25 protein-coding genes are annotated in these 20,835 nt (G+C 59.5%); 11 read left to right on the top strand and 14 right to left on the bottom strand.

Translation table 11 applies throughout. The features are described 5' to 3' along the window. Positions 1-113 precede the first annotated feature (113 nt). The 4 genes from DXY38_RS06075 to DXY38_RS06060 are packed head-to-tail and all read right to left on the bottom strand — an operon-like array spanning position 114 to position 3,665. Positions 114-1,424 (bottom strand): hypothetical protein, encoded by a 1,311-nt coding sequence (locus tag DXY38_RS06075; RefSeq protein ID WP_136988037.1) that lies wholly within the window; start codon positions 1,422-1,424, stop codon positions 114-116. After that, a complete protein-coding gene (locus DXY38_RS06070; protein ID WP_115070870.1) occupies positions 1,408-2,403 on the bottom strand; it encodes an RNA pseudouridine synthase in 996 nt (331 codons plus the stop codon). The genes DXY38_RS06075 and DXY38_RS06070 overlap by 17 nt, the downstream gene beginning before the upstream one ends. Next, the gene (locus DXY38_RS06065) at positions 2,403-3,116 is read right to left on the bottom strand and encodes a response regulator transcription factor (RefSeq protein WP_006854021.1); all 714 of its coding nucleotides are present in this window, start codon (positions 3,114-3,116) and stop codon (positions 2,403-2,405) included. Before DXY38_RS06065 ends, DXY38_RS06070 begins: the two co-directional genes overlap by 1 nt. Positions 3,117-3,149: 33 nt before the next feature. Beyond that, on the bottom strand, positions 3,150-3,665 hold the full coding sequence (locus DXY38_RS06060; RefSeq protein WP_115070869.1) for a hypothetical protein: 516 nt from the start codon (positions 3,663-3,665) through the stop codon (positions 3,150-3,152). A gap of 25 nt (positions 3,666-3,690) precedes the next feature. On the opposite strand from DXY38_RS06060, the gene DXY38_RS06055 reads away from it, so the two are divergent. Both DXY38_RS06055 and DXY38_RS06050 read left to right on the top strand, forming a co-directional pair. After that, a complete protein-coding gene (locus DXY38_RS06055) occupies positions 3,691-4,872 on the top strand; it encodes a cysteine desulfurase family protein (RefSeq protein ID WP_115070868.1) in 1,182 nt (393 codons plus the stop codon). A 54-nt stretch (positions 4,873-4,926) separates the two neighbouring features. Continuing rightward, on the top strand, positions 4,927-5,685 hold the full coding sequence (locus DXY38_RS06050; protein ID WP_115070867.1) for a hypothetical protein: 759 nt from the start codon (positions 4,927-4,929) through the stop codon (positions 5,683-5,685). Here the strand turns inward: DXY38_RS06050 and DXY38_RS06045 are convergent. Then, positions 5,672-6,220 carry a DUF456 family protein gene (locus DXY38_RS06045; protein ID WP_115070866.1) on the bottom strand — a complete coding sequence of 183 codons (549 nt, stop codon included), beginning with the start codon at positions 6,218-6,220 and terminating at the stop codon, positions 5,672-5,674. The two genes, DXY38_RS06050 and DXY38_RS06045, sit on opposite strands and share 14 nt — an antisense overlap. Beyond that, complete coding sequence (rsmH, locus tag DXY38_RS06040; protein WP_115070865.1) at positions 6,217-7,149, bottom strand: 16S rRNA (cytosine(1402)-N(4))-methyltransferase RsmH; 933 nt, start codon at positions 7,147-7,149, stop codon at positions 6,217-6,219. Before rsmH ends, DXY38_RS06045 begins: the two co-directional genes overlap by 4 nt. A gap of 45 nt (positions 7,150-7,194) precedes the next feature. Between rsmH and DXY38_RS06035 the strand changes: the two genes are divergently transcribed. From DXY38_RS06035 to DXY38_RS06025, 3 genes are all read left to right on the top strand, one after another. Continuing rightward, positions 7,195-8,379, top strand: coding sequence for an NAD(P)H-quinone oxidoreductase subunit H (locus DXY38_RS06035; protein ID WP_006854027.1), 1,185 nt, complete (start codon positions 7,195-7,197; stop codon positions 8,377-8,379). A 65-nt stretch (positions 8,380-8,444) separates the two neighbouring features. Further along, positions 8,445-8,798: a DUF2752 domain-containing protein gene (locus DXY38_RS06030; RefSeq protein ID WP_115070864.1), complete on the top strand. Its 354-nt coding sequence runs from the start codon at positions 8,445-8,447 to the stop codon at positions 8,796-8,798. 39 nt (positions 8,799-8,837) lie between these two features. Further along, positions 8,838-9,296: a thioesterase family protein gene (locus DXY38_RS06025; RefSeq protein WP_115070931.1), complete on the top strand. Its 459-nt coding sequence runs from the start codon at positions 8,838-8,840 to the stop codon at positions 9,294-9,296. Here the strand turns inward: DXY38_RS06025 and DXY38_RS06020 are convergent. Genes DXY38_RS06020 through menA form a run of 5 tightly spaced genes read right to left on the bottom strand, consistent with a single transcriptional unit; the run spans position 9,293 to position 13,001 of the window. Further along, on the bottom strand, positions 9,293-9,490 hold the full coding sequence (locus tag DXY38_RS06020) for a hypothetical protein (protein WP_115070863.1): 198 nt from the start codon (positions 9,488-9,490) through the stop codon (positions 9,293-9,295). The two genes, DXY38_RS06025 and DXY38_RS06020, sit on opposite strands and share 4 nt — an antisense overlap. Then, on the bottom strand, positions 9,490-9,768 hold the full coding sequence (locus DXY38_RS06015; RefSeq protein WP_006854031.1) for a TM2 domain-containing protein: 279 nt from the start codon (positions 9,766-9,768) through the stop codon (positions 9,490-9,492). Before DXY38_RS06015 ends, DXY38_RS06020 begins: the two co-directional genes overlap by 1 nt. A 4-nt stretch (positions 9,769-9,772) precedes the next feature. Continuing rightward, positions 9,773-11,014 (bottom strand): AMP-binding protein, encoded by a 1,242-nt coding sequence (locus DXY38_RS06010; RefSeq protein WP_115070930.1) that lies wholly within the window; start codon positions 11,012-11,014, stop codon positions 9,773-9,775. A 50-nt stretch (positions 11,015-11,064) separates the two neighbouring features. Next, positions 11,065-12,051: an o-succinylbenzoate synthase gene (locus DXY38_RS06005; RefSeq protein WP_115070862.1), complete on the bottom strand. Its 987-nt coding sequence runs from the start codon at positions 12,049-12,051 to the stop codon at positions 11,065-11,067. 5 nt (positions 12,052-12,056) lie between these two features. Beyond that, the gene (gene menA / locus DXY38_RS06000; protein WP_115070861.1) at positions 12,057-13,001 is read right to left on the bottom strand and encodes a 2-carboxy-1,4-naphthoquinone phytyltransferase; all 945 of its coding nucleotides are present in this window, start codon (positions 12,999-13,001) and stop codon (positions 12,057-12,059) included. A 70-nt stretch (positions 13,002-13,071) separates the two neighbouring features. Between menA and DXY38_RS05995 the strand changes: the two genes are divergently transcribed. Further along, positions 13,072-14,502, top strand: a complete 1,431-nt coding sequence (locus tag DXY38_RS05995) for an isochorismate synthase MenF (RefSeq protein ID WP_115070929.1) — start codon at positions 13,072-13,074, stop codon at positions 14,500-14,502. On the opposite strand, the gene DXY38_RS05990 is transcribed toward DXY38_RS05995, so the two are convergent. The 3 genes from DXY38_RS05990 to grxC are packed head-to-tail and all read right to left on the bottom strand — an operon-like array spanning position 14,464 to position 17,727. Beyond that, entirely contained in the window at positions 14,464-16,485 is a 2,022-nt protein-coding gene (locus tag DXY38_RS05990) for a S9 family peptidase (RefSeq protein ID WP_115070860.1), read from the bottom strand. The two genes, DXY38_RS05995 and DXY38_RS05990, sit on opposite strands and share 39 nt — an antisense overlap. A gap of 41 nt (positions 16,486-16,526) precedes the next feature. Then, entirely contained in the window at positions 16,527-17,450 is a 924-nt protein-coding gene (gene gshB, locus DXY38_RS05985) for a glutathione synthase (RefSeq protein WP_115070859.1), read from the bottom strand. Positions 17,451-17,463: 13 nt separating this feature from the next. Further along, positions 17,464-17,727 carry a glutaredoxin 3 gene (grxC, locus tag DXY38_RS05980; RefSeq protein ID WP_115070858.1) on the bottom strand — a complete coding sequence of 88 codons (264 nt, stop codon included), beginning with the start codon at positions 17,725-17,727 and terminating at the stop codon, positions 17,464-17,466. An 81-nt stretch (positions 17,728-17,808) separates the two neighbouring features. On the opposite strand from grxC, the gene prfB reads away from it, so the two are divergent. The 5 genes from prfB (at position 17,809) to DXY38_RS05955 (ending at position 20,807) form a co-directional block, all read left to right on the top strand. Further along, a protein-coding gene (prfB, locus tag DXY38_RS05975) for a peptide chain release factor 2 (RefSeq protein ID WP_115070857.1) occupies positions 17,809-18,937 on the top strand; the annotation gives its coding sequence in 2 pieces (ribosomal slippage) (positions 17,809-17,883 and positions 17,885-18,937; 1,128 coding nt in all). 31 nt (positions 18,938-18,968) lie between these two features. Next, on the top strand, positions 18,969-19,178 hold the full coding sequence (locus DXY38_RS13985; protein WP_006854039.1) for a DUF3285 domain-containing protein: 210 nt from the start codon (positions 18,969-18,971) through the stop codon (positions 19,176-19,178). Then, positions 19,175-19,756 carry an rRNA maturation RNase YbeY gene (gene ybeY, locus DXY38_RS05965; RefSeq protein WP_115070856.1) on the top strand — a complete coding sequence of 194 codons (582 nt, stop codon included), beginning with the start codon at positions 19,175-19,177 and terminating at the stop codon, positions 19,754-19,756. The genes DXY38_RS13985 and ybeY overlap by 4 nt, the downstream gene beginning before the upstream one ends. Then, on the top strand, positions 19,734-20,207 hold the full coding sequence (locus tag DXY38_RS05960) for a diacylglycerol kinase family protein (RefSeq protein ID WP_115070855.1): 474 nt from the start codon (positions 19,734-19,736) through the stop codon (positions 20,205-20,207). Before ybeY ends, DXY38_RS05960 begins: the two co-directional genes overlap by 23 nt. A gap of 3 nt (positions 20,208-20,210) precedes the next feature. Next, positions 20,211-20,807, top strand: coding sequence for an aminodeoxychorismate/anthranilate synthase component II (locus DXY38_RS05955; protein WP_115070854.1), 597 nt, complete (start codon positions 20,211-20,213; stop codon positions 20,805-20,807). Positions 20,808-20,835 lie beyond the last annotated feature (28 nt).

Below are 20,835 nucleotides of genomic sequence, written 5' to 3'. Positions count from 1 at the left end.
CTCAAACTCAAGTGAGCTACTGAAACTGTGCCTTCCAAGAAGACGGCATTGTGCTTGCAGCAGCCATAGCTTTATACGATCCCCTCCGATGAAGTAGTTCAGCTCAAATCGCTTTAGTGATCGATCGGTTGGGTCAGCAAATCGTTTTCAGTTGTATACACCATCCCATCGCTGATCCGGGGCAAATTCTTGCGCAAACGAGCTGCCTCCAGACGCTTGGAAACCAGTGCATCACGATGGAGTTGAGCCCAATCCGCCCATTGCTGGCGCCAGCGATTGCGCTGATGAATCGCCGCGTTGGAACGGCGCCAACCAAACCAACGCAACAAAGGCAGGGCCAATAAAAGAAGGGAATAGCCAAGACCAAAGCAGGCAATTCCAACAAGTGCTGCCGACAGGGGCAAACTCCAGTGCAAGAGCAATAGCGACAACCCCAACAAGCTCACAACCAAGAAGCCATAGGCCTGGCGCTGCGACTGGTTGGCGTGGGTGAACGCAATTCGACGCTCCCGTAGAGGCAACGAAGCTCCCTCCGCCAGCGCGTGGTCTTCAGCAGAGGACGCCTCCACTGAGCGGTGATGAAGAGACGGAAAGCAATAGAGCAAATCGCCTTGTTCCGTCACCTGGGGGCGCCCATCAAAATGCAAAAGCACTGACAACATGCCCTGATCGGCCTGCTCCGAAGCCAAGGCTATTTCTGACGACTGTGTTACAGACGAATGTGTTGCAAAGGGTGGATCCGCCAAATCCAACAGGGGGGCAAGATCTTCGGCGATGACAACTCCATCGCGATGACGCAGAAAGCCACCGATGCGCTGCCATCTCCTTGTCTCCAGGGCCTGGTTTGGATCTCCATCCCCAAACAGAATTGAATACACCGACTCCAGAAACGCAACACGCTGCGGTGGCGACTGTTCATCAGCTGCGGGGAAGCGACCGGGAGAGCCAATCCAGAACTGATCGGTTAGCACCGCCACCACGATGCGAACGATCAGCTCAAATCCACCGCCTACAAGGGAAAGCAGCGCGTTCGCCGCGTCATCTTCTGCCCAAAACAACGCCAAACCCAGCAAGAGCACAAGCAGGCTGATCAAGACAACCAACACAACAAGCACCACCCCAAAACTGCAGCGGATGATCCAGAACAACAGTGACCAAACCTTGCGCAAACAAGCATCAAGGCGCAGCTTCCAGGAACGCGCCAAGAGCAAACGGCGCAGCTGAGCTGAAAAGACATAGGTGACGTTGCCGTCATCAGCCACACGCAACTGGGCGCCACTGGCTACGGCTAGAGAGAGCAGCCTTGGTTCAATGACATCCAGTGGCATGCCCGTGGCGATGGCAACATCCGTGGTGGTCCAAGCGCCGCCTTGAACACCAAGCAACTTCAAAAGGGCACGGTCAGTCTTAGATCGTCTTTGCAACGCCCTGCGCGGTCCTGATCTCTAAACATTTTGGGGGCTGAGCATCAAACGCAAGCAGTGCCTGCAGCGGCCCACGCAAACCCTCCAAGCGCCAAGCATGCAATTGATATCCACCATCACCTGGCGTTGCAGTTGCAGAAAGCTCCTGATCGAATTGATACAAGGGATCTCCGAGTAAGGGAGACCCCAGTTGGGCGAGATGAATGCGGATTTGATGGGGGCGACCTGTATGGATCAGCACTTCCAAGAGGTCTCCTGTCTCCCTTCGCTCCCTCAGTTGCAATGAAGAGTGAGCCGATAAGCGCTTACGCAATCGCTCCGGTGTTGTGGGCTCTGGACCCCAAATCCAACCAAGCAAAGGATGTTGCCGTTCGACAACATCGGTTTGGATGACAAGCGTCTCACCCTGTTGGAGACGATCCAAACGATGCGTCAAGGCCAGGTAGGTTTTTTGGCAAACGCCTTCAGGGCGAAATTGCTTCGACAAGGCAGCCCGGGTTTCGGGCCGACGGGCACAAACCTGAAGGCCAGACGTGAACCGTCCGAGGCGATGAATCGGTTTTGGCACCAAAGCCTCTCCAACAGAGCGACTCCTCCGCTCCAGCAAGGACGTCAGCGTGTGGGCCAGAAAGCCGCCACCTGGCATCACCGGCAATCCTGAGGGCTTATTCACGACCAGCAGATCGCCGTCATCGTGAATGACCTCCCATTGATCAGGAACCGCAGCCTCCACCCAGGGAGGGCGCTGCCAACGAATCCAATCACCAGTTTTCACCTCAACGTCATCGGGACAAGCCAAACCATTCCGGGTGATTTCCCCGCGCGCCAAGCGCTCCTGCCAGGTCGCTGCACAGGAATGGCGATAGCGCTGTGCCAGAAAATCGCTCAATCGAAAAGACCGTTCCCCTGCTCGAACCCGATCGCAGTACGTCCAGCCGTTGTTCAACGCCGCCGGCCGCCATCCCGCCGGCTCAGCCATCAGTTCACAAGGTGATGTTGGAGGGCATAACGCACAAGCTCTGTGCGGCTGGAGGTTTCCGTTTTGATGAAGAGCCTGCTCACGTATTTCTCCACATTGCGAATCGAGGTCTCGAGCTGCCGCGCGATCTCTTTGTTCATCAGGCCCTCAGCCACAAGCTGCAACACGCTGGCCTCCCTGGGCGTGAAATTGTGTTGAACAGGGTCCTGATTGGGTAGGGCATCGGCCTGGGCGAGAAGCGAGCGAATCTCCGTGATCTGCTTAGCCATCTGACCCATATCGGTGTCAGCGAACCGAGCTGCTTCCTGCAACAACCGCTGCTGCCGCTGGGCAACATTTCGGACCCTCGCGACGAGTTCATCTGGATCAAAGGGTTTAGGGATGTAGTCATCCACGCCGGCGAGATAGCCCTGCGTCCGATCCGCCGTCATCCCTTTGGCGGTAAGAAAAATCACGGGTGTTCCGCCCAAGCGCTCGTCTTCGCGAAGCTTGCGAAGCAAGCCATAGCCATCAAGGCGAGGCATCATCACGTCGCTGATGACAAGATCCGGCAGCATTTGTTGGGCTTTGCTGAATCCTTCCTCCCCGTCCTCGGCGGTTGTGACATCGAACCCTTCGTCCTCTAAGTAGGCCTGAACGGCGGTACGCAAACCAGGCTCGTCATCGACAAGCAGCAACCGTGGGGTCAGAGCCTCGCTGGGGGTCTCCGTCATGGACCTGACGCATCTACGCGAAATCTAAAGGCGCTATTGGCTTGGCAACCGCAAAACCTCTTGGGATTCCACTTGCAAGGTGGAGAAGCCCAACGCCTTGGCCTGCTCTGTCAATCCTGAGGGATCTTTACCAGCCAGTTTTGGCTCACAGGCAGCCCACCAGACCAGATGGTTTTCCCGATTCGCCGCCGTAACCAAACCACCCGGGTTGAGGCGCTGAAGATAAATCGCACTCTGATCGCGGGTGACGCGCATGGGCTCAGTGCGACTACAACTCACCGATTCCGTCGGAATGATCAGATTTTCAGAAGATTCCCTCCAAAGCTTGTAACGCCTCAGATCCGGATCAGCCGAATCCACCTCGATGGCAAAAATGCCAAGCATGGAAGGACGTCCCAACTCACGCGTCTCAAGCACCACCAGATCGGCAGGCCGCGACGCCCGCATCTCTTCCAGCACCTTCTGACGCAGGGATTGCTCTGCCATGCCAGGCGGCACCACACTGATCGTGAGCAGACTGAGGCTGCTGATCCAACAAGCCGCGCGCATCACATAGGGACGACAGACTCACACCATGCTGCCAAGTTCTGACACCGTCTCGACACAGGGGGGAGCCATCGCCCTCGATCATCAAGCCACGACCCCGTGTCACAAGGATGTGATGACGGCGATGGAGCCCTGGTGGAGGGAGCAGTGGGGCAACCCTTCCAGCAGGCAACATCGCCTGGGACTCACGGCCGCCGCCGCCGTGCAAGTGGCCCGAGAACAATTGAGTGATTGCCTTAACTGCTCTGCCGAACAGCTGATCTTCACCAGCGGAGCCACCGAGGCCAACAACATCGCCCTGCTCGGACATGCACGAGCCGTCTCCCGCGAGAGGGGAAAACCAGGGCATCTGATCAGCATGGTCAGCGAACATCACGCTGTTCTCGACCCTCTTCAGCACTTACGGAGCGAAGGCTTTCGCATCACCCTGCTCTCGCCCGAGCCGGATGGGCGCCTTGCCCCCGCCAAACTTGAGGCCGCCATCAGCGAAGACACCCAGTTGGTCAGCGTGATGCTGGCTAATAACGAAATCGGCGTCATCCAGCCACTTCCTGAAGTCGCCGCCCTTTGTAGAGCTCACGGGGTGACGCTGCATAGCGATGCCGCTCAAGCCTTCGGCCACATCCCCCTGGATAGCAAACGTCTGGGCGCAGATTTCCTCAGCCTGAGCGCCCACAAATTGAACGGACCGAAAGGGGTCGGTGCTCTGATCTGCCATCCGGAGCTAGCGGTGGAACCGCTGCAATGGGGAGGGGGACAAGAACGGGGGTTGAGACCTGGCACCTTGCCTGTGCCACTCATCATCGGATTTGCCAAAGCGGCGGAGTTGGCCCTAAGCGATCTCGCAAGCCGCAGTCAACGCCTCGAACAGTTGCGCAATCGGCTTTGGGAGGGTGTGAAACAGAGACACCCAACCGTTGTTCTCAACGGGCACGCCACGGCTCGACTACCGCACAACCTCAACATCACCATTCCTGGTATCTCGGGAAGCAAACTGCATCGAGCGTTGCGATCTCGCGTGGCCTGCAGCAGTGGCTCGGCCTGCAGTCGCGGTGAACCTTCCCATGTGCTGATGGCCTTAGGTCGAAGCCGCCAAGAGGCCGAAGCCTCCCTGCGACTCAGCCTGGGACGCAGCACCACGAACGGCGACATCGACCAAGCCATTCAGGCTATTAACGGCGTCATCCACCAATTGCGTCATAAAGCGTGAAATTAAGAGTGCGCGTCGCTACTTTCCGGCCAAGCCACTAATACAGATCTGGCAATGAGCGACACCACAGAGAGCGGCAGGCTCCACGTCCTAAAAGCAATTGAAGATGGCTGGGAAGGCTTCACAAAAGCCCCCATGTCCTTTGTGCTGTTCACCCTGCTATCGGGCGCATTAGGGCTGATCTTTCAGGTAATGAGTCATGGAGCTGCCATCAGATCATCGGCAGGATCGGGCTTTAATCCAGGCACCGTTCTGCTGATGATTGTCGCCGTGATTGGCAGCACCGTGATCAGCCTTTGGGCGGTCACAGGCCTGATTCGCGGAGCATGGAAGGCTCTCAGTGGGCATAAACCTTCTTTTAATGACTTCACACGCTGGGATGGCAAAGCGGCAGGTCGCCTGTTCATCAACCAGGTGGTGCTTGCCATCGTGCTGGCCATCATTCTTGTGATCGCCATTGCCATTGGATGGGGATTGCTCCAGATCAATCAGGTCTTGGCCGTGATTCCAGGCCTCGTGGCCGGCATCGTTTTTCTCTATTTGGGAGTGAACCAGAAATTCCTTCCTTTCATCGCCATCGTGGAGGAAGGCAATCCTCTGGATAACATTCAGAGCGGCAGAGACGTTGTGGATCCCAGCTGGTGGTGGATGCTCCTGCTGCTGGTTGTGGAAGTTGTGATCCTGGGCATTGGCCTTCTGCTCAACGGAGTCGGCCTGCTGGTGGCTAGCCCCTTGGTGATCTGCATCTCAACAGCGGCCTACCGACAGCTGTTTGGCACAGAAGACCAAACCGGTTTTCTTAGCGAACACTGAGTGCGATAAAAGCCGCCAATCCGATCAGCGCCAGAAGCAACTGCGCCAGACGACTGACGAGGAGGCCGGCCACCACCGCCAAGCCCACCACGGCTCCTTGGCGTAGTGCTTTGAGCCACCCGAGATTCAAGGGTGGCTTTTTGTTGACCCAGGTCTCCACCACCAGGGCCCCAAGCCAGGGGCCGAACAAGGCTCCAAGCAGTGGGCCTCCAAAAGGAAGGGCCGGAAGCAAGCCAAACACCCCTAAGAGCAGACCCACTCCTGCCCCGGCTGCTGACCAACGGCTGGCCTTCAAGCGCATCGAGGCCAGGCCCAACGCCAACAGGTCGGCCACAAGGCCCAGAGCAAACAACACCAAAGCGACGGCGAACTCAGGCCAGGCCTGCTGCCATCCGACAGCAGCGATCCACACCAGTCCCCCCACAGGGAGCCAGATCAAGCCTGGAAGCAAGGGCAAGAGCGTGCCAGGAATCGCCAGCAGCTGCACCAACAGCGCCAGCCACCACAATCCGTCAGAAGACCAGGGAATGTTCATGGCTCAAACCGAGCGTTGTCAGGCCTGCGCCTCGCAATTCTGAGTTTTGCGCTGCGACTGCGCGGATTCTCTTCCTGCTCCTGCTCTGACGCCATCAACGGTTTGCGCGTGACCCGCTCAAGCCGTTCCTCTTGGAGGAACGCGGTTTTGACGCGGCGATCTTCCAACGAATGAAAACTGATGATCGCCAACAGCCCTCCTGGTTTCAGCCATCCAGGTGCTGTCTGCAGCAATCGGTCCAGCGCTCCCAATTCATCGTTCACGGCAATCCGCAGCGCCTGAAACGTGCGCGTGGCGGGATGAATTCGTCCCCGTCGTGCTTTCGGTGGGTAACACCCCGCCACGGCATAAGCCAACGCTGCCGTCCCTGAATAGGCGCCTTCTGCCTCCAGATCCGCCTTGATCCGGCGAGCAATCCTGCGAGACAAACGTTCCTCACCAAAGGCGTAAATGAGGTCAGCCAGAGCATTCAGATCCAGCCGCTCGATCATCTCCGCTGCCGTTTCACCCCCAGCCGCTGGGTTCATGCGCATATCCAAGGGACCGTCCAGGCGGAAGCTGAAGCCTCTGGAGGCCACATCCAATTGGGGACTGCTCACCCCCAGGTCTGCCAGCACTAACGACACCGGTTCCTGCGGTTCAAAGGCAGCAAAGTTGACCGGCACGATCTGCACGCGCTCAAGGAAAGGCTCCAGCCTTGAAGCAGCGGCAGCCCTGGCCGTGGGGTCCTGATCCAATCCAATCAAACGAAGGCCAGGACAGCGTTCCAGGATGAGTTCGCTATGACCACCACCACCCAGAGTGGCGTCGATCACAGCTGTGTTCTGCCAGAGGGATGGGGGCTGTTCAGACAGAACCTGCATCAGCATTTCAGCCAATACGGGCACATGGCTGAACGTCAAAGCAGAAGACAGCGAGTGATCGGGCATCGGTCCTTCCTAAGATCCCAATAACGCAATGAACCTCGGCTCACCATGACGCAGCTGGAAACGCGCACCGAGCCGATGGTGGTCAACTTCGGCCCCCATCACCCCTCCATGCATGGGGTGCTGAGGCTCGTCGTAACCCTGGACGGTGAAGACGTTGTGGATTGCGAACCGGTGATCGGCTATCTCCACCGCGGCATGGAGAAGATCGCCGAGAACCGCACCAACGTGATGTACGTGCCCTACGTGAGCCGTATGGATTACGCAGCGGGCATGTTTTACGAGGCCATCGTGGTGAACGCTCCAGAGCGCCTCGCCAACATCCCTGTGCCCAAGAGGGCTAGTTACATCCGGGTCTTGATGCTGGAGCTCAACCGGATCGCCAACCACCTGCTCTGGCTTGGCCCCTTCCTCGCTGATGTTGGTGCCCAAACACCGTTCTTCTACATCTTCCGTGAACGGGAGATGATTTACGACCTGTGGGAAGCGGCCACGGGTCAGCGACTGATCAACAACAACTATTTCCGCATCGGTGGTGTAGCCGCCGACTTGCCCTGGGGCTGGCTGGAAAAATGTAAGGATTTTTGCGACTGGTTTGGACCAAAAATCGATGAGTACGAAAAGCTCATCACCAACAACCCAATTTTCCGTCGCCGCATTGAAGGCCTCGGAGTGATCGGCCGAGAAGAGGCCATCAATTGGAGCTTGTCGGGTCCCATGCTGCGAGCCTCCGGCGTGCCTTGGGATCTCCGCAAGGTGGATCACTACGAGTGCTACGACGATTTCGATTGGGATGTGGTCTGCGAGAAGGAGGGTGACTGTTTTGCTCGCTATCGCGTGCGCATCGAAGAAATGCGTCAATCGCTGAAAATCCTGCGCCAAGCCTGCGACATGATCCCCGGCGGCCCCACAGAGAATCTCGAAGCCCAGCGGATGGCAGAAGGCAAAGACAGTGCCTTTGCCGGATTCGACTACCAGTACGTGGCCAAAAAAGTGGCGCCTACCTTCAAGATCCCGAATGGTGAGCTGTACACCCGTCTGGAATCAGGCAAGGGCGAAATCGGGGTGTTCATCCAGGGCAACAATGACGTCACCCCCTGGCGCTTCAAGATCAGGGCCGCCGACAGCAACAACCTCCAGATCCTTCCTCACATCCTGAAGGGACACAAAGTTGCCGACATCATGGCGATCTTGGGCTCGATCGACGTGATCATGGGATCTGTCGATCGCTGATCGCCCTGAACGTCGTTCTACGCCAATTCCGCCAGTCAGGGTTCCTCGTCCCAAGCACCCTGACCATGGTCCTCTGGTTCAAAGGACGCTACCCGCAAATCCCAGGCTGGGGCTGCCCATTTCGCGGCATCACAGGAATTCCCGGCCCAGGCTGCTATCTAACGAGAGCCACTTCCGCCGCTCTCACTGGTGACCTTCACCGTGCCTTGGAGTTTCATCTGTTTGGGCCGGTTTTGGCGGCAGTATTGCTGAGCTGGAGCGTCATGGCCCTTTGCAAGCGTCGGTTCATCCCGGTGCGTTTCAGGCTTGCACCCATCAGCATCGTTGCTTCCGCCTTCGCTCTGTATTGGCTCCTTCGGCTGGTGCTCAGCTATGGCTTTGGAGTGGTTGGTTCGCCGGGCTTTCCAGCTCCAGGCTGAACCATTCCACCGCGCATCTCCATCCCCTTGTCCATCACCGTGCCATCCCCCGACCACTGGCTTCAGCTTCAACGCAGCGTGCGCTTTGGGGAGACCGATGCCGCAGGCGTGATGCATTTTGATCAGCTGCTTCGCTGGTGCCATGAGGCCTGGGAAGAGAGCCTTAACCGTTATGGCATCGGCGCAGGCACCATCTTCCCTGGCTGTCGAGATGCCAGTGAAAGGCCCACCATCGCCCTACCGGTGGTGCATTGCGAAGCCGATTTCCAACGGCCAGTGCATGGCGGCGATGACCTGAGAATCCTGCTCGAACCTCAACGGCTCAACCCCGGCTGTTTCGAGGTGAGATACCGCTTTCAGATCGAGGAAACGGAGGTTGCGCGTGGTCTCATTCGGCACCTTGCCATCGAAACCGAAAGTCGCAGGCGCTGCGCCTTACCCGAGCCGATTGATCTCTGGCTGGAGGCCTCAACCGTAGGAAGACTCGAAGCGATCTAACGGCAGCGGCGCTGCATAGACACAGCCGTGATCGCCCACACCAATCCAGCCACCTGGAGCGGCAGCATGCAAGCCGCAATCACCAAAGGATGAAAACCGTCATGGGCGTGGGTGGATAAGGCTGTTCCACTCACGCAGGCTGCGATCGCAAGCAGCAGGGTGGGGGCGGATGGCCAGGAACGGGGCTTCGCCATTAAAACCAAGCCTTTTGCTGCTCGAGATACATCTCCCGGAATTCATCTGTGGATTTGGTGAGGTAAATGATGCCTTCAATCATTCCGATCACAGACATCACGCCGGTCGCGACACCACAGGTCACAACCCCACCAGCCAAGCTCACCACCAACATGATGATTCCGGCGTTGTTGTATCCCAAAACAAACTTGTGAATACCGAACGAGCCCAAAAAAATTCCCAACAAACCTGCTGCCAGCTTCTTGTTGCTGATTTCGGTTTCCGACAGCACAGTCATGGACTTAGCGCAGAAGACTTAATTCTTGCGACTCCAGCCAGCGCTGCCAACGACCCCGCTCCCATTTGCCCTCCAATGAGGGTTCAAGAACCGCGCACTCAAGCCATTGCAACGGTTGCTCGGCCGCTAGCCAGCCTGAGGTCATCTTGCGCATCGATGCTTGCACCGACGCCCAGCCCTCGGTCTCAATCCAGCCATCACGGCAACGCACCAACGCCACCAATCGCTGCCCCCATTCCTCACTAGGGACGGGCAGCAGCAGAACCGCTTCCAGCGGCAGTCCTTGCTCCTGCGCATGATGCAGGAGGCGTTGGCTGAGCTGCTCAGGAAACACCGTTTCACCCCCGGAATGGATGGCACCATCAACCCGGCCTCGTATCTGCACGCGCAGATCCCCATCCCCTGCGGAAACGAGAGCGGCCGCATCTCCGGTGCACCACCAGCCCTCGGCATCCACGAGGGGATCCAGCCGCCCATCACGCCAGCGAGCCAGCGCTAAACGCTCCGTTCGCACCCTCAACACACCAGCCCGGTCCAGCTGCAGCTCCACATCATCGAGGGGCGCACCACAGCCCAGCTCCCCTTGAAGGAAGCGATCGGGCGCCTGCGCCACCACCATCGCAGCGGTTTCAGTGGCGCCATAGCAAGGAGCAAGGCGAATCCCCTGAGCGCGAGCACGCTCCGCCAAGGGTGCAGGCAGCCCGGCTCCTCCCACCCAAACCAGGGCCAAATGCCGCAACCAAGCCAGCCCCTCGGGGTGATCCAGCAAGCGTTTGAGCTGGGTTGGCACCAAAGACACCACGGCCGGTTTCTGGCCCCAACCAGGGACGTCCCGACAGGTCGCCAGCAAGGACGGCGGATCTTTCATCAGCAAAGGCGGAAGCAGAACGTGCTGTGCTCCCCAAAGGCGACTGCGCCACCAAGGCATCAAGCCACTGATGTGATGAACCGGCAAGGGATTGAACAGGATCACCCCCTCTGGGCTGAGGCCAATCCCCCCTAGCCAGCGTCCACACGCTGCAGCAGAGCCATCGAGGTGAGCCCACGGCTGCAGACACCAGCTCCGCCCCCCCTGACTACCACCACTGGCCAACACCACACCCCCCTTGCGCGGCCAAGCAAGGTCGGAGAGTGAGTCGGGGAGTGAGAGGTCTCCATCGGTTCGACGTCCACCAGCCTGGCCCACCTGCAAGTGCAACCAGGCCCCCGCCTCTACCGCTTGCTCCAGGGCGGCGAACGTCGCCATGCCTCCCCCAGGCTGCACCAGCCATCGAGCCAATCCCTCGAAGCCTGCGCTCACCCGACCCCCCCGGCTGCGGCCCACACCTCTGCAGGATCAGAACTGAACAGGGGGCCAGCCGGACACCATCCCGGAGCCAGACCAGGAGCCGCCGGTGTTTCCCCCTGTGCCTGCAGGGCCGCTAGGTGCGCCAGCCAGCGGCCACCGATCCCGGTTTCAAACGTTGTGCTCAACATCAGGCGGGGCTTGCCGCGGCCAAGGTCCCGCAGGAGAGGCCTGGGGTCTCCCTCCAACAACGGTCGGCGCACCTGCCAGCTCTCCCACTGATCCCGCCAGCTGGGATGGGCCTGCAAGGACTCATCGAGAGCGACCGGCACCACCGCAGCGATGGCCTTAAGGCCCTCCCAATCATCAGCCGCAAGCGGTTGCTCCAACCACTCCACCCGTGGATCCCCGCGTAGCTTCTCCACCCAGCGCCATGCCTGAAGCCTATCCCAGCCGCCATTGGCATCGAACCGCAAGCGTGCCGACGCCGGAAGCCTGTCGAGAAGACCCTGGAGCAAGCACCACTCCTGCTCGTGGTCGCAGGCCGCCACCTTCCACTTCAGCGTGAACGGCAGGCTGCAATTCACGCTGGATAGCAGGCGATCCAGGGCATCCTGCATCGCAGCTCCTGCCGGCAACAAAAACGCCGACGGTGGCGCTTGGAGCCAGCCCACACAAGAGGCACTCCCCAGCTCACCATCCAACTCGGCGAGGGCAGCACCAAGGGCGAAAGCCAGCGCCGCCGGCCCTGCCACCAGCAAGCGCTCCAGCTCGCTGGTGGTCCAAACAACCCCAGGCTCCATCATCGGCACCATGGCCTCTTGGCAGGCCTCGAGCTGCTGGAGATCCAAGGGCGACACCTCACCCCATCCGAGACGACCGGCCGAACTTTCCACGCGCAACAACCAACCCCGACGTTGCTCCAAGACACCAGTAGCAGTCTGGAGTGGGCGCGTGAGCTTGAACGCATAGGGCCTGATCTGCACGCGCAGCTCCATGGGTGTCAACTCAGGAGGGGGCCGAGCGCTAATCCCGCGCTTAAGCCAAGACCGTTTAAAGCCTGAAAACGCAGCGCCAAAAATTTGCTGCCAGCAATCCGATCTGGTTCGGCATGGTGTTCCCGCAGCAAACGGATCAGCGCTGATGCCGCTGGCAGGCCAATCGCGCTGAACAGAGCCGTCAGCGGCCAATCACCATGAAGAACCGGCACCCACTCGAGCGCGAGGGTGCCGGCCACAAACCAGGGCACCAAAGAAGCCGCTTTGGCCGTTCCCAAGCGCACCACGGGAGAGCGTTTGCCATGGGCCGCGTCCTCATCCAGTTGGTGGAAATGGGAGCAAAACAACACCAGAGACGTGGCCAACGCAGGACCTGAACCAAGCAAAAACGCAAGCTGCCAAGGCACTCCCGCCTGATCAGCAGGAGCCAGTACAAGCAATGCCGCCGCCGTCGCAAAAGGACCAAAAGCAAGCCAGCAAAGCGGTTCCCCCAAGCCCCGATATCCCAAACGAAAGGGTGGGCCTTGGTACAGATATCCGAGCCCACAGCTCACAAGCACAAGCGGGAGCACTGCCCACGAACTACGCAGAGCAAGCATCAGCATCAGGCCTAAACCCAAGATCAACGCCAGACAGGCCCAACGCCGCACAGACCGTCGCTGCCCTACCAGGGCCACGATCGAATGCGGCTTGCCCACCACATCCACACCGGTATCGGCGTCAAACAGATCATTGCTGAGGTTTTCCCAGAGAAGCAGCAGCACCGCCGCCAGCAAAAACCCCGAGAACTGCAACCAGCGCACCGACTCCTGGCCGCCTAGTCGCCAGCCTGCCGCCAACAGCACGGGCATCACAGCAACCGAATACATCCGCCACTTGATGGCGGCCTTCCACAGGCGTCGGCGATCGGACATGGAGTAACGGGTTGCGACAGCCTGGGGATCTGGCATGGGCAGGATCCAGACACACTGCGACTTGGCTCATACATTTGAGCAGGACGCTGCACCGATCCGCCTGCACATGACAGCCGCTGCCAACCAACCAACGGCTGCTCAGCGGTTCGACACGCTGCTCAACACCGCTCAGCGCGCCTGGCAACAGCGCCAATTGGAGGAAGGCACCTTCAGCCTCGCCCTGCAGATTCCTGCTCAGGATCCCCTGAAGCAGTTGCCCTGCCTAGCGGGAGAGAGCTCGTTCCGCTTCCTGTGGGACAGCGCCCCAGGCCTCTGCCTCGCTGCGGCTGGTCAATGCCAACACCTTGACCTGGCGGGTCCACGACGCTTTGAACTGGCCCAACGCTTCAGCGACACCACCCTGCAACGCCTGATCGATGCCAGCCCTGAGGCACCGTGCCAAGCCCGGTCTCGCGTCTTGCTCGCCTTCAGTTTTTTTGAGCAGAGCAGGGAACAGCAGGGCAGCGTGGAGGCGGCCCCCTGCTTGCAAGCGCTGCTCCCGCGCTGGCAGCTCAGTAGCCATGGCCAACAAAGCTGGTTGCGCATGCATGGCCATGCCTCCGATGCCTCCGATGTGCGGGTCTTGGTGGAAGCGCTTTGGCAGATGGCCGAAGCGCTCAACGCAAGCTCGCCTCACGATCGGCCAGGCGATGCAACGGTTCTGGGGACCCCCGTGGGCTGCTGGCAAGAGCGCTATCAACCCGCACTCGAGCAAGGGCTGGCGTTGGTGAATGAGGGAGCGCTGCACAAGCTGGTGCTGGCGGTTCGTCAGTCGATCGAGCTCACCACACCTCTCTCCCCCTTGCCGCTACTGGAGAGGCTGCGGCATCAGCAAACGGGTAGCTGCCGCTTCCTCTGGCAACGCGGTAGCCATGATGCTTTTTTTGGAGCCTCGCCGGAGCGTCTGCTGAGCCTGCGAAACGGACGGTTGCGAAGTGATGCCCTGGCCGGCACCGCTGGTCGAGGCGAAGGCGGCGACACCCTGATGCAATCGAGCAAGGACCGCCATGAACACGAGCTGGTGGTGAAAGCGATCAGCGAGAGCCTTCATGAGGAAGGGCTTGAACCCCAGAGCCCCCGGCGGCCCCAACTGGCGCGCCACGGGCAACTGATCCATCTGCACACCCCGATCAGTGCCGATGCCACAGGACATCAGGCCCTGGCCCTCGCCGCCGCACTGCACCCAACCCCCGCCGTCGCGGGCCTGCCCAGGCGGGAGGCGATGCATTGGCTGCAAACGCTTGAACCCTTCGAGCGGGGTGGGTATGCAGCCCCCATCGGCTGGATCGACCAAGCCGGGGATGCGGAATTGCGGGTTGCGATCCGCTGCGGACACCTGCGCGGGCACCAGCTCGACCTCACCGCAGGGGCTGGCCTGGTGCGGGGATCGATTGCGGAGCGGGAATTACAAGAGGTGAGCCAAAAGCTGGCCGTCCTCGCCGACCAGCTTGATCTTCATTCAGGGAGCAGGGAGCGAACGCAGTCGCCACTCCATTGATGATTGTTTGAGCACATCACCGAAGGGTTCAGCGCGACCACCGATGTGCTGTTGAAGGAAAGCCTCCACCAGAGCGATCATCGCGAGGCTGTTACGAGGGTTCGCCAATCCATGCCCCTCATCGGGGAACACCACAAAGTCGATTGGAAGGCCACGAGCCTCCATCGCCGACGCAATCGTTTCGCTCTCTTGAAGCTTCACGCGCGGATCATTGGCTCCATGGCCCAGCAGCAGCGGACGCTGGATCTGATCCACATGGTTGATCGGTGAGATCGCATCGAGATCCACCGACCCCACACCAATCATCCGTTCCGTAATGGTGCGCGCTGATTCCCAATAAGGAGGGAAAGACGCGAGCAACGTGCGCAGATTGGATGGCCCCACTTGTGACACTGCAGCAGCAAACAGCCTGGGATCCCTCGTAAGACCAGCCAAGGCGGCATAGCCGCCATAGGAGCCCCCCATGATCACCAAGCGATCAGGATCGGCGATGCCTTCTGCCACCGCCCAATTCACGGCATCCACCAAGTCGTCTTGCATCCGCCCGTACCACTCGCCTTCTCCCGCGAGCAAATGGGCTTTGCCAAACCCAGTGGAGCCGCGATAGTTCACACTCAGCGCGTGATAGCCGCGGTTGGCCAGCAGCTGATGCATGGGATTCAATCCCCAATAGTCTCGAGCCCAAGGGCCGCCATGCACCAAGAGCACGAGGGGCTTGGGCTCCTTCCCAGCCACAGGGGTGCGGGTCAAATAGGCGGGAAGTCTGCGCCCATCCCGGGCCTTGAGATCCAAGCTCTCCATCGGAGCCAGGTCGTAGTCGTCAAGCCGTGGCTGGACTGAAAACAACTTTCTCTGTTGTCTTTGATCCCGATCCCACAGCCAATACTCATCTCCCTGCTGATCCGAACCAATCGCAACCAACCAGAGCCGATCCTTCAGATCGTTATCAACAATGCTGAACTCTTTGGAACCCGCCACCTTTGTCAAAGCGTTCAGGTCGGGTTGGAGGGCAGGGTCAAGCACCACACGCCGGCTGCGCAAATCCACCTCCGTCAACACCGTGGGCTCACCTGTCTTGATGTCATTGAGTGACACGCCTAACCCACCAGTCGACGACCGGTGCACCAGCTCGGGCTGACAAGTCGTGCCACAGGTTCGAAGATGTTCACGGCTCCAGCGCACAAAACGGGGAAGATCCTCGCCAGTACTCAGGGAGCCATACAGCCATTGGCCATCCCGGGTGAATCCGGCCACGCTCGACGCGCTCATCGTGTCTTCAAACCCAAAGCTCAGAAAAGGACGCCAGTCCTTTTCTCCAGGCAGGCGGAGCTCATAGGCACTGCCTCCATCGGCCAGCACCTGACTGCGCAACACCGGCTGCCAAGCACCATCCACCCACTCCACACTCACCTCGCGGCCGTCATCGGTGTTGCGATACAGCAAGCGACGCTTTCCGCTGTCGATTTCGAGCGCATAGAGATCGTGAAAACGGGGATCACGATCATTGAGACCCACCACAATTTCATTGGGGACATCGCGATCGACCGCCTCAATCTCGGCCTTCACTCCTGACGCCGGCGTGAGATCAACGCTGTCTCCCGATTGGGGATCAATGCGAACAACAACCGTGTTTTCATCGCCCTGGGTATCGCGCGTGGAAATCAAATAACGGCCATCGGGGGTCCATCCCGCAGGTCGCTGGGGGCGGCTGCGCTGTTGCGTTAAGACCCGCGGAGGCGCCTCTCCCTCCAGATCTCGCACCCACAGGTTGAGAACCCCTTGATCAGGGGCTAGATAAGCGATGCGCCGCCCATCAGGGCTGAGCGAAACACCAATGATTTCCGGATTACCAAACAGCACCTCACGGGGAATCAGCGGTGGCTCGTGGGCAGCTCTCGCGACCGGCGGAACAACAGCTGAAACCAGACCAAGACTGGCAAAAACGAGTCCTCCCAGAATTCTTTTGCAAAGAAGTCTTGGCATGGAACTCACTCTGCTCAATCTTCCGATTGTGACAAGCAAGTTCAGGACGAACCACTCAGACGTGCAATCACCATGTCGGCCAAAGGCACATGCATCAGCCGCTCCACCTCACGAATGCCCGTTGGGCTGGTGACGTTGATTTCACTGAGCATCCCGCCAATCACATCGATACCCACAAAGAACAAGCCTTCCGAGCGCAACGCGGGAGCCAAGGCCTCACAAATCAAGCGTTCACGATCCGTGAGCTCCGTGGCCTCCGGAAATCCCCCAACAGCGAGGTTGCTCCGAAACTCCCCCTCTTTGGGCTTGCGGTTCACGGCTCCTAGAGGTTCTCCATCCACCAACAGGATCCGCTTATCTCCATCGGTGACGGCCGGCAGAAACCGTTGCGCCATCACCGGAAGAGAACCCTGTTCCGTGACCAGTTCCAGCAAAGCCCCTAGACCTGGCGCTGACGCGGAGACGCGCACAACACCTAAACCAGCCCGGCCACCGAGGGGCTTCAGAACCACTTCCTCCTGTTCGCGCGCAAAGGCCGATAGCTCCGAAATTCGGCCCGACACCAACGTTGGAGCCATCCAACGACTGAAGCGCAAGGCACCAAGCTTTTCGTTCCAACTGCGCAGCGATGCCGGACGGTTCAGCACCAGGGCTCCTGCTCGCTCGGCCACATCGAGCAGGTGGGTTGCGTAGAGGTAGGCCTCATCAACGGGAGGATCTTTCCGCATCCAGATCGCTCCAAAGCGCTTGAGCGGACAGCGTTCTGGTTCACCGATCTCAATCCAGGGATCCGGTTGCACCGGCACAGCCACCGCTAGGGGCTCATCACCGAGGGCAATCAAATCAGCAGGCGTGGACGCCCAGACCTCATGGCCGGCGCGCTGGGCCGCCTGCATCAACGCAGCTGTGGAATCTTTGGCGGGGTTGATCCGATCCAGCGGATCCAACACAAAGAGGTGGCGCATGGCAGACACCTATTCAGCCCTGACCGGCGAGCAGGGGATCCAGTTTCCCCGCGCGCTCCAGGCCATGAAGTTCATCGCAGCCGCCAACATGTTGGTCATCGATGAAAATCTGAGGAACGCTGCGTTTGCCGTTGCCTCGAGCCGCCATCGCATCCCGTCCAGGCTCATCCCCATCCACCGAGATTTCGGTGTAGGCCACACCCTTGCGGTCCAGCAAACCCTTCGCGCGAATGCAAAACGGGCAGGTGCTCCAGGTGTAAATCTCAACCTTGGCCATCGAACTGCCGCATACGAAGGCTGAATCTTATGCAGGACGACCGCGCTGATAGCGTCGAGATCACAAGACTCCGTTGCCCCATTGCTGGATCTCACAGACTTCAAACGCGATCTTTCCGAGCTCACTGACCGCCTGGGCCATGCCCAGGACTGTCTTTGACGTTCCTGCACTGAATGCCAGGCAGCAGGATCTCGAGCAACTCGCCGCTCAACCCGACTTTTGGAACGATCAGCAAAACGCACAAAAGCAGATGCGTCGCCTCGACGAGGTCAAGGCGCAGCTGCAGCAACTTGTCGATTGGCGTGGAGCGATCGACGATGGGCAAGCCACCCTTGAGCTCTATGAATTAGAGCCTGACGAAGACCTGCTCGGTGAGGCGCAGCAAGGACTCAATCGGCTGCGACAAGCTCTTGATCGCTGGGAATTGGAACGGCTTCTCAGCGGTGAATACGACAAAGAAGGTGCGGTCTTGAGCATCAACGCCGGTGCCGGGGGGACCGACGCCCAGGACTGGGCCCAGATGCTGCTGCGCATGTACACCCGCTGGGCTGAAGACCAGGGGATGAGCGTGACGGTCAATGAGCTATCGGAGGGAGAGGAAGCTGGGATCAAAAGCACCACGATTGAGATCGAAGGTCGCTACGCCTACGGCTACTTGCGCAACGAAAAAGGCACCCATCGACTGGTGCGGATCTCCCCCTTCAATGCCAATGACAAACGGCAAACGAGCTTCGCGGGTGTGGAAGTGATGCCCAAGCTCGATGAAGAGGTTGATCTCGATATTCCTGAAAAAGATCTGGAGGTGACGACCTCCCGCTCCGGCGGGGCAGGTGGACAAAACGTCAACAAAGTGGAAACGGCCGTTCGCATCCTCCATGTGCCCACCGGCCTGGCAGTGCGCTGCACCCAAGAGCGCTCTCAGCTTCAGAACAAGGAGAAGGCCATGGCTCTGCTCAAGGCGAAATTGCTGGTGATTGCCCAGGAGCAGCGTGCAGCAGAAATTGCCGACATTCGCGGTGACATCGTTGAAGCGGCCTGGGGAAATCAGATCCGCAACTATGTGTTTCACCCGTATCAGATGGTGAAAGACCTGCGCACCCAAGAGGAGACCACGGATGTGCAAGGCGTGATGGATGGAGATCTCAACCCCTTCATCCAGGCGTTACTGCGCCAAGGTGTGGATCGCCCAGGCAGCGACGACGACGGCTGAGCGACGCTCCATCCATCACGATCATTCCTCCATGACCAAGGCTCCCGAAAACGACAGCAGCCCCTCCACCCCCCAAAGCGATGACAAGGGGGCTCCACCCCCCAGTTTCGTGAAATTGGCCATGCGCAACATGGTGCGCAAAGGCGGGCAGAGCCTGTTCCACTTCGGCCTAACCGCTGCAGGGTTCATTGGTTTCATTCTTGTGGTGGCCTGGTTAGGGCGACCCACACTCCCGCAATGATCACGCTCGACCTGGCCTTCAGCCCTGCAGCCGCTGATCTCCTTGATGCGGCCGATGACGCGAGCACGCGCTCCAGGCTGCAGCAAGCCAGAGACTGGGAGTGTGATTTAAGCGCTTGGATTGAAGACCTTCGCCAGGGCCGCGACCACCCCTGTCCCGAAGCTGTGAGGACCTGCGAGTCGGTCAGCCTTGGGGTCTCGCTGCTCGATGACGCCAGCGTCGCCGACCTGAATCTTCGCTGGCGCCAGAAACCCACGCCAACAGACGTGCTCTCCTTTGCGGCCCTGGAGAGTGGGATGCCGATGGGTGCTGGTCAGGAGCTTGAGCTAGGAGACATCGTCGTCTCGGTACCCACCGCCCGTCGTCAAGCCTTGGAACAGGCGCATGGCTTGGAACGGGAACTGCGTTGGTTGGTCAGTCACGGGCTTCTGCACTTGTTGGGCTGGGATCATCCCGATGAAGACTCCCTCGCTGCAATGCTTCAGAAACAGGAGCACCTACTTGGCATGGGCGGTAACGTTCGTTCCTTAGTTGAGATCAACTGTGAATCAGCAGATGAAGTCACTGCTGAACCCTGAAGACGGAGCACCGGTGTCAGAGGAGATCAGCCAGCGCAGCACCCAACGAGCCCACCGTGCCGCGAAGCGGGGTGCTTGGCGGATCGCGGGGGATCTCCCCTCCAGCTTCCGCTACGCAGCCCAAGGGCTGGGCTATGGCTTCGTTAGCCAGAGGAACTTTCGTATCCACGTCTTTACGGGTGCACTGGTTCTAGGGATGGGGATTTGGCTCCAGCTGCCCGCGATCCAGCTGGCCGTGTTGGTGCTCACGGTGGCTGTCGTGTTGGTGCTGGAGCTGCTCAATACGGCCATCGAGGCGGTCGTGGACTTGGCGATCGGCCGCCGATTCCATCCCCTCGCCAGAATTGCCAAGGATTGTGCCGCTGCCGCTGTGCTCGTCTCTGCGATCAGCTCAATGCTGATTGCGCTCCTTCTTCTCGTTCCACCCCTGATCCTGCGCCTGGGCCTCTGAACAATGCTCCTGGTTATCGATAACTACGACAGTTTCACGTTCAACCTGGTGCAATACCTGGGCGAACTCGCCAGCCAGTTCCCCGTGGCGACCGACTGTCGCGTCGAACGAAATGATGCCCTCAACCTTGAGGAGATTCGCAAGCTCAATCCATCCGCCATTTTGCTTTCACCGGGACCAGGCGATCCGGATCAAGCCGGTGTTTGCCTTGAGGTTCTCCGCCAGCTCTCACCCACCATCCCAACCCTTGGCGTGTGCCTCGGACATCAATCGCTTGCGCAGGCCTACGGCGGACGCGTTGTGAGAGCCCGCGAACTCATGCATGGGAAAACATCACCTGTTCAGCATCGCGGTGAAGGCGTCTTTGCCGGGCTTCCCCAACCCCTGACCGCGACCCGATATCACAGCCTGATTGCTGAACGGGAAACCCTTCCTGAGTGCCTTGAAGTCACTGCCTGGCTTGACGACGGAACCATCATGGGGCTGCGCCATCGCGACTACGCCCATCTCCAGGGAGTGCAGTTCCATCCGGAAAGTGTGCTCACAGAAGCAGGGCACCAGCTGCTGGCCAACTTCCTGCGCCAAGCAGAACCCCAGTGACAACACTGCTAGCTTCCTGGGCAAGAAG

Source organism: Synechococcus sp. UW179B (assembly GCF_900474245.1).
In the GTDB taxonomy this organism is placed as follows: domain Bacteria; phylum Cyanobacteriota; class Cyanobacteriia; order PCC-6307; family Cyanobiaceae; genus Synechococcus_C.
The sequence above is the reverse complement of the archived record's forward strand: the minus strand, read 5'-3'. Positions and strand labels throughout refer to the sequence as shown.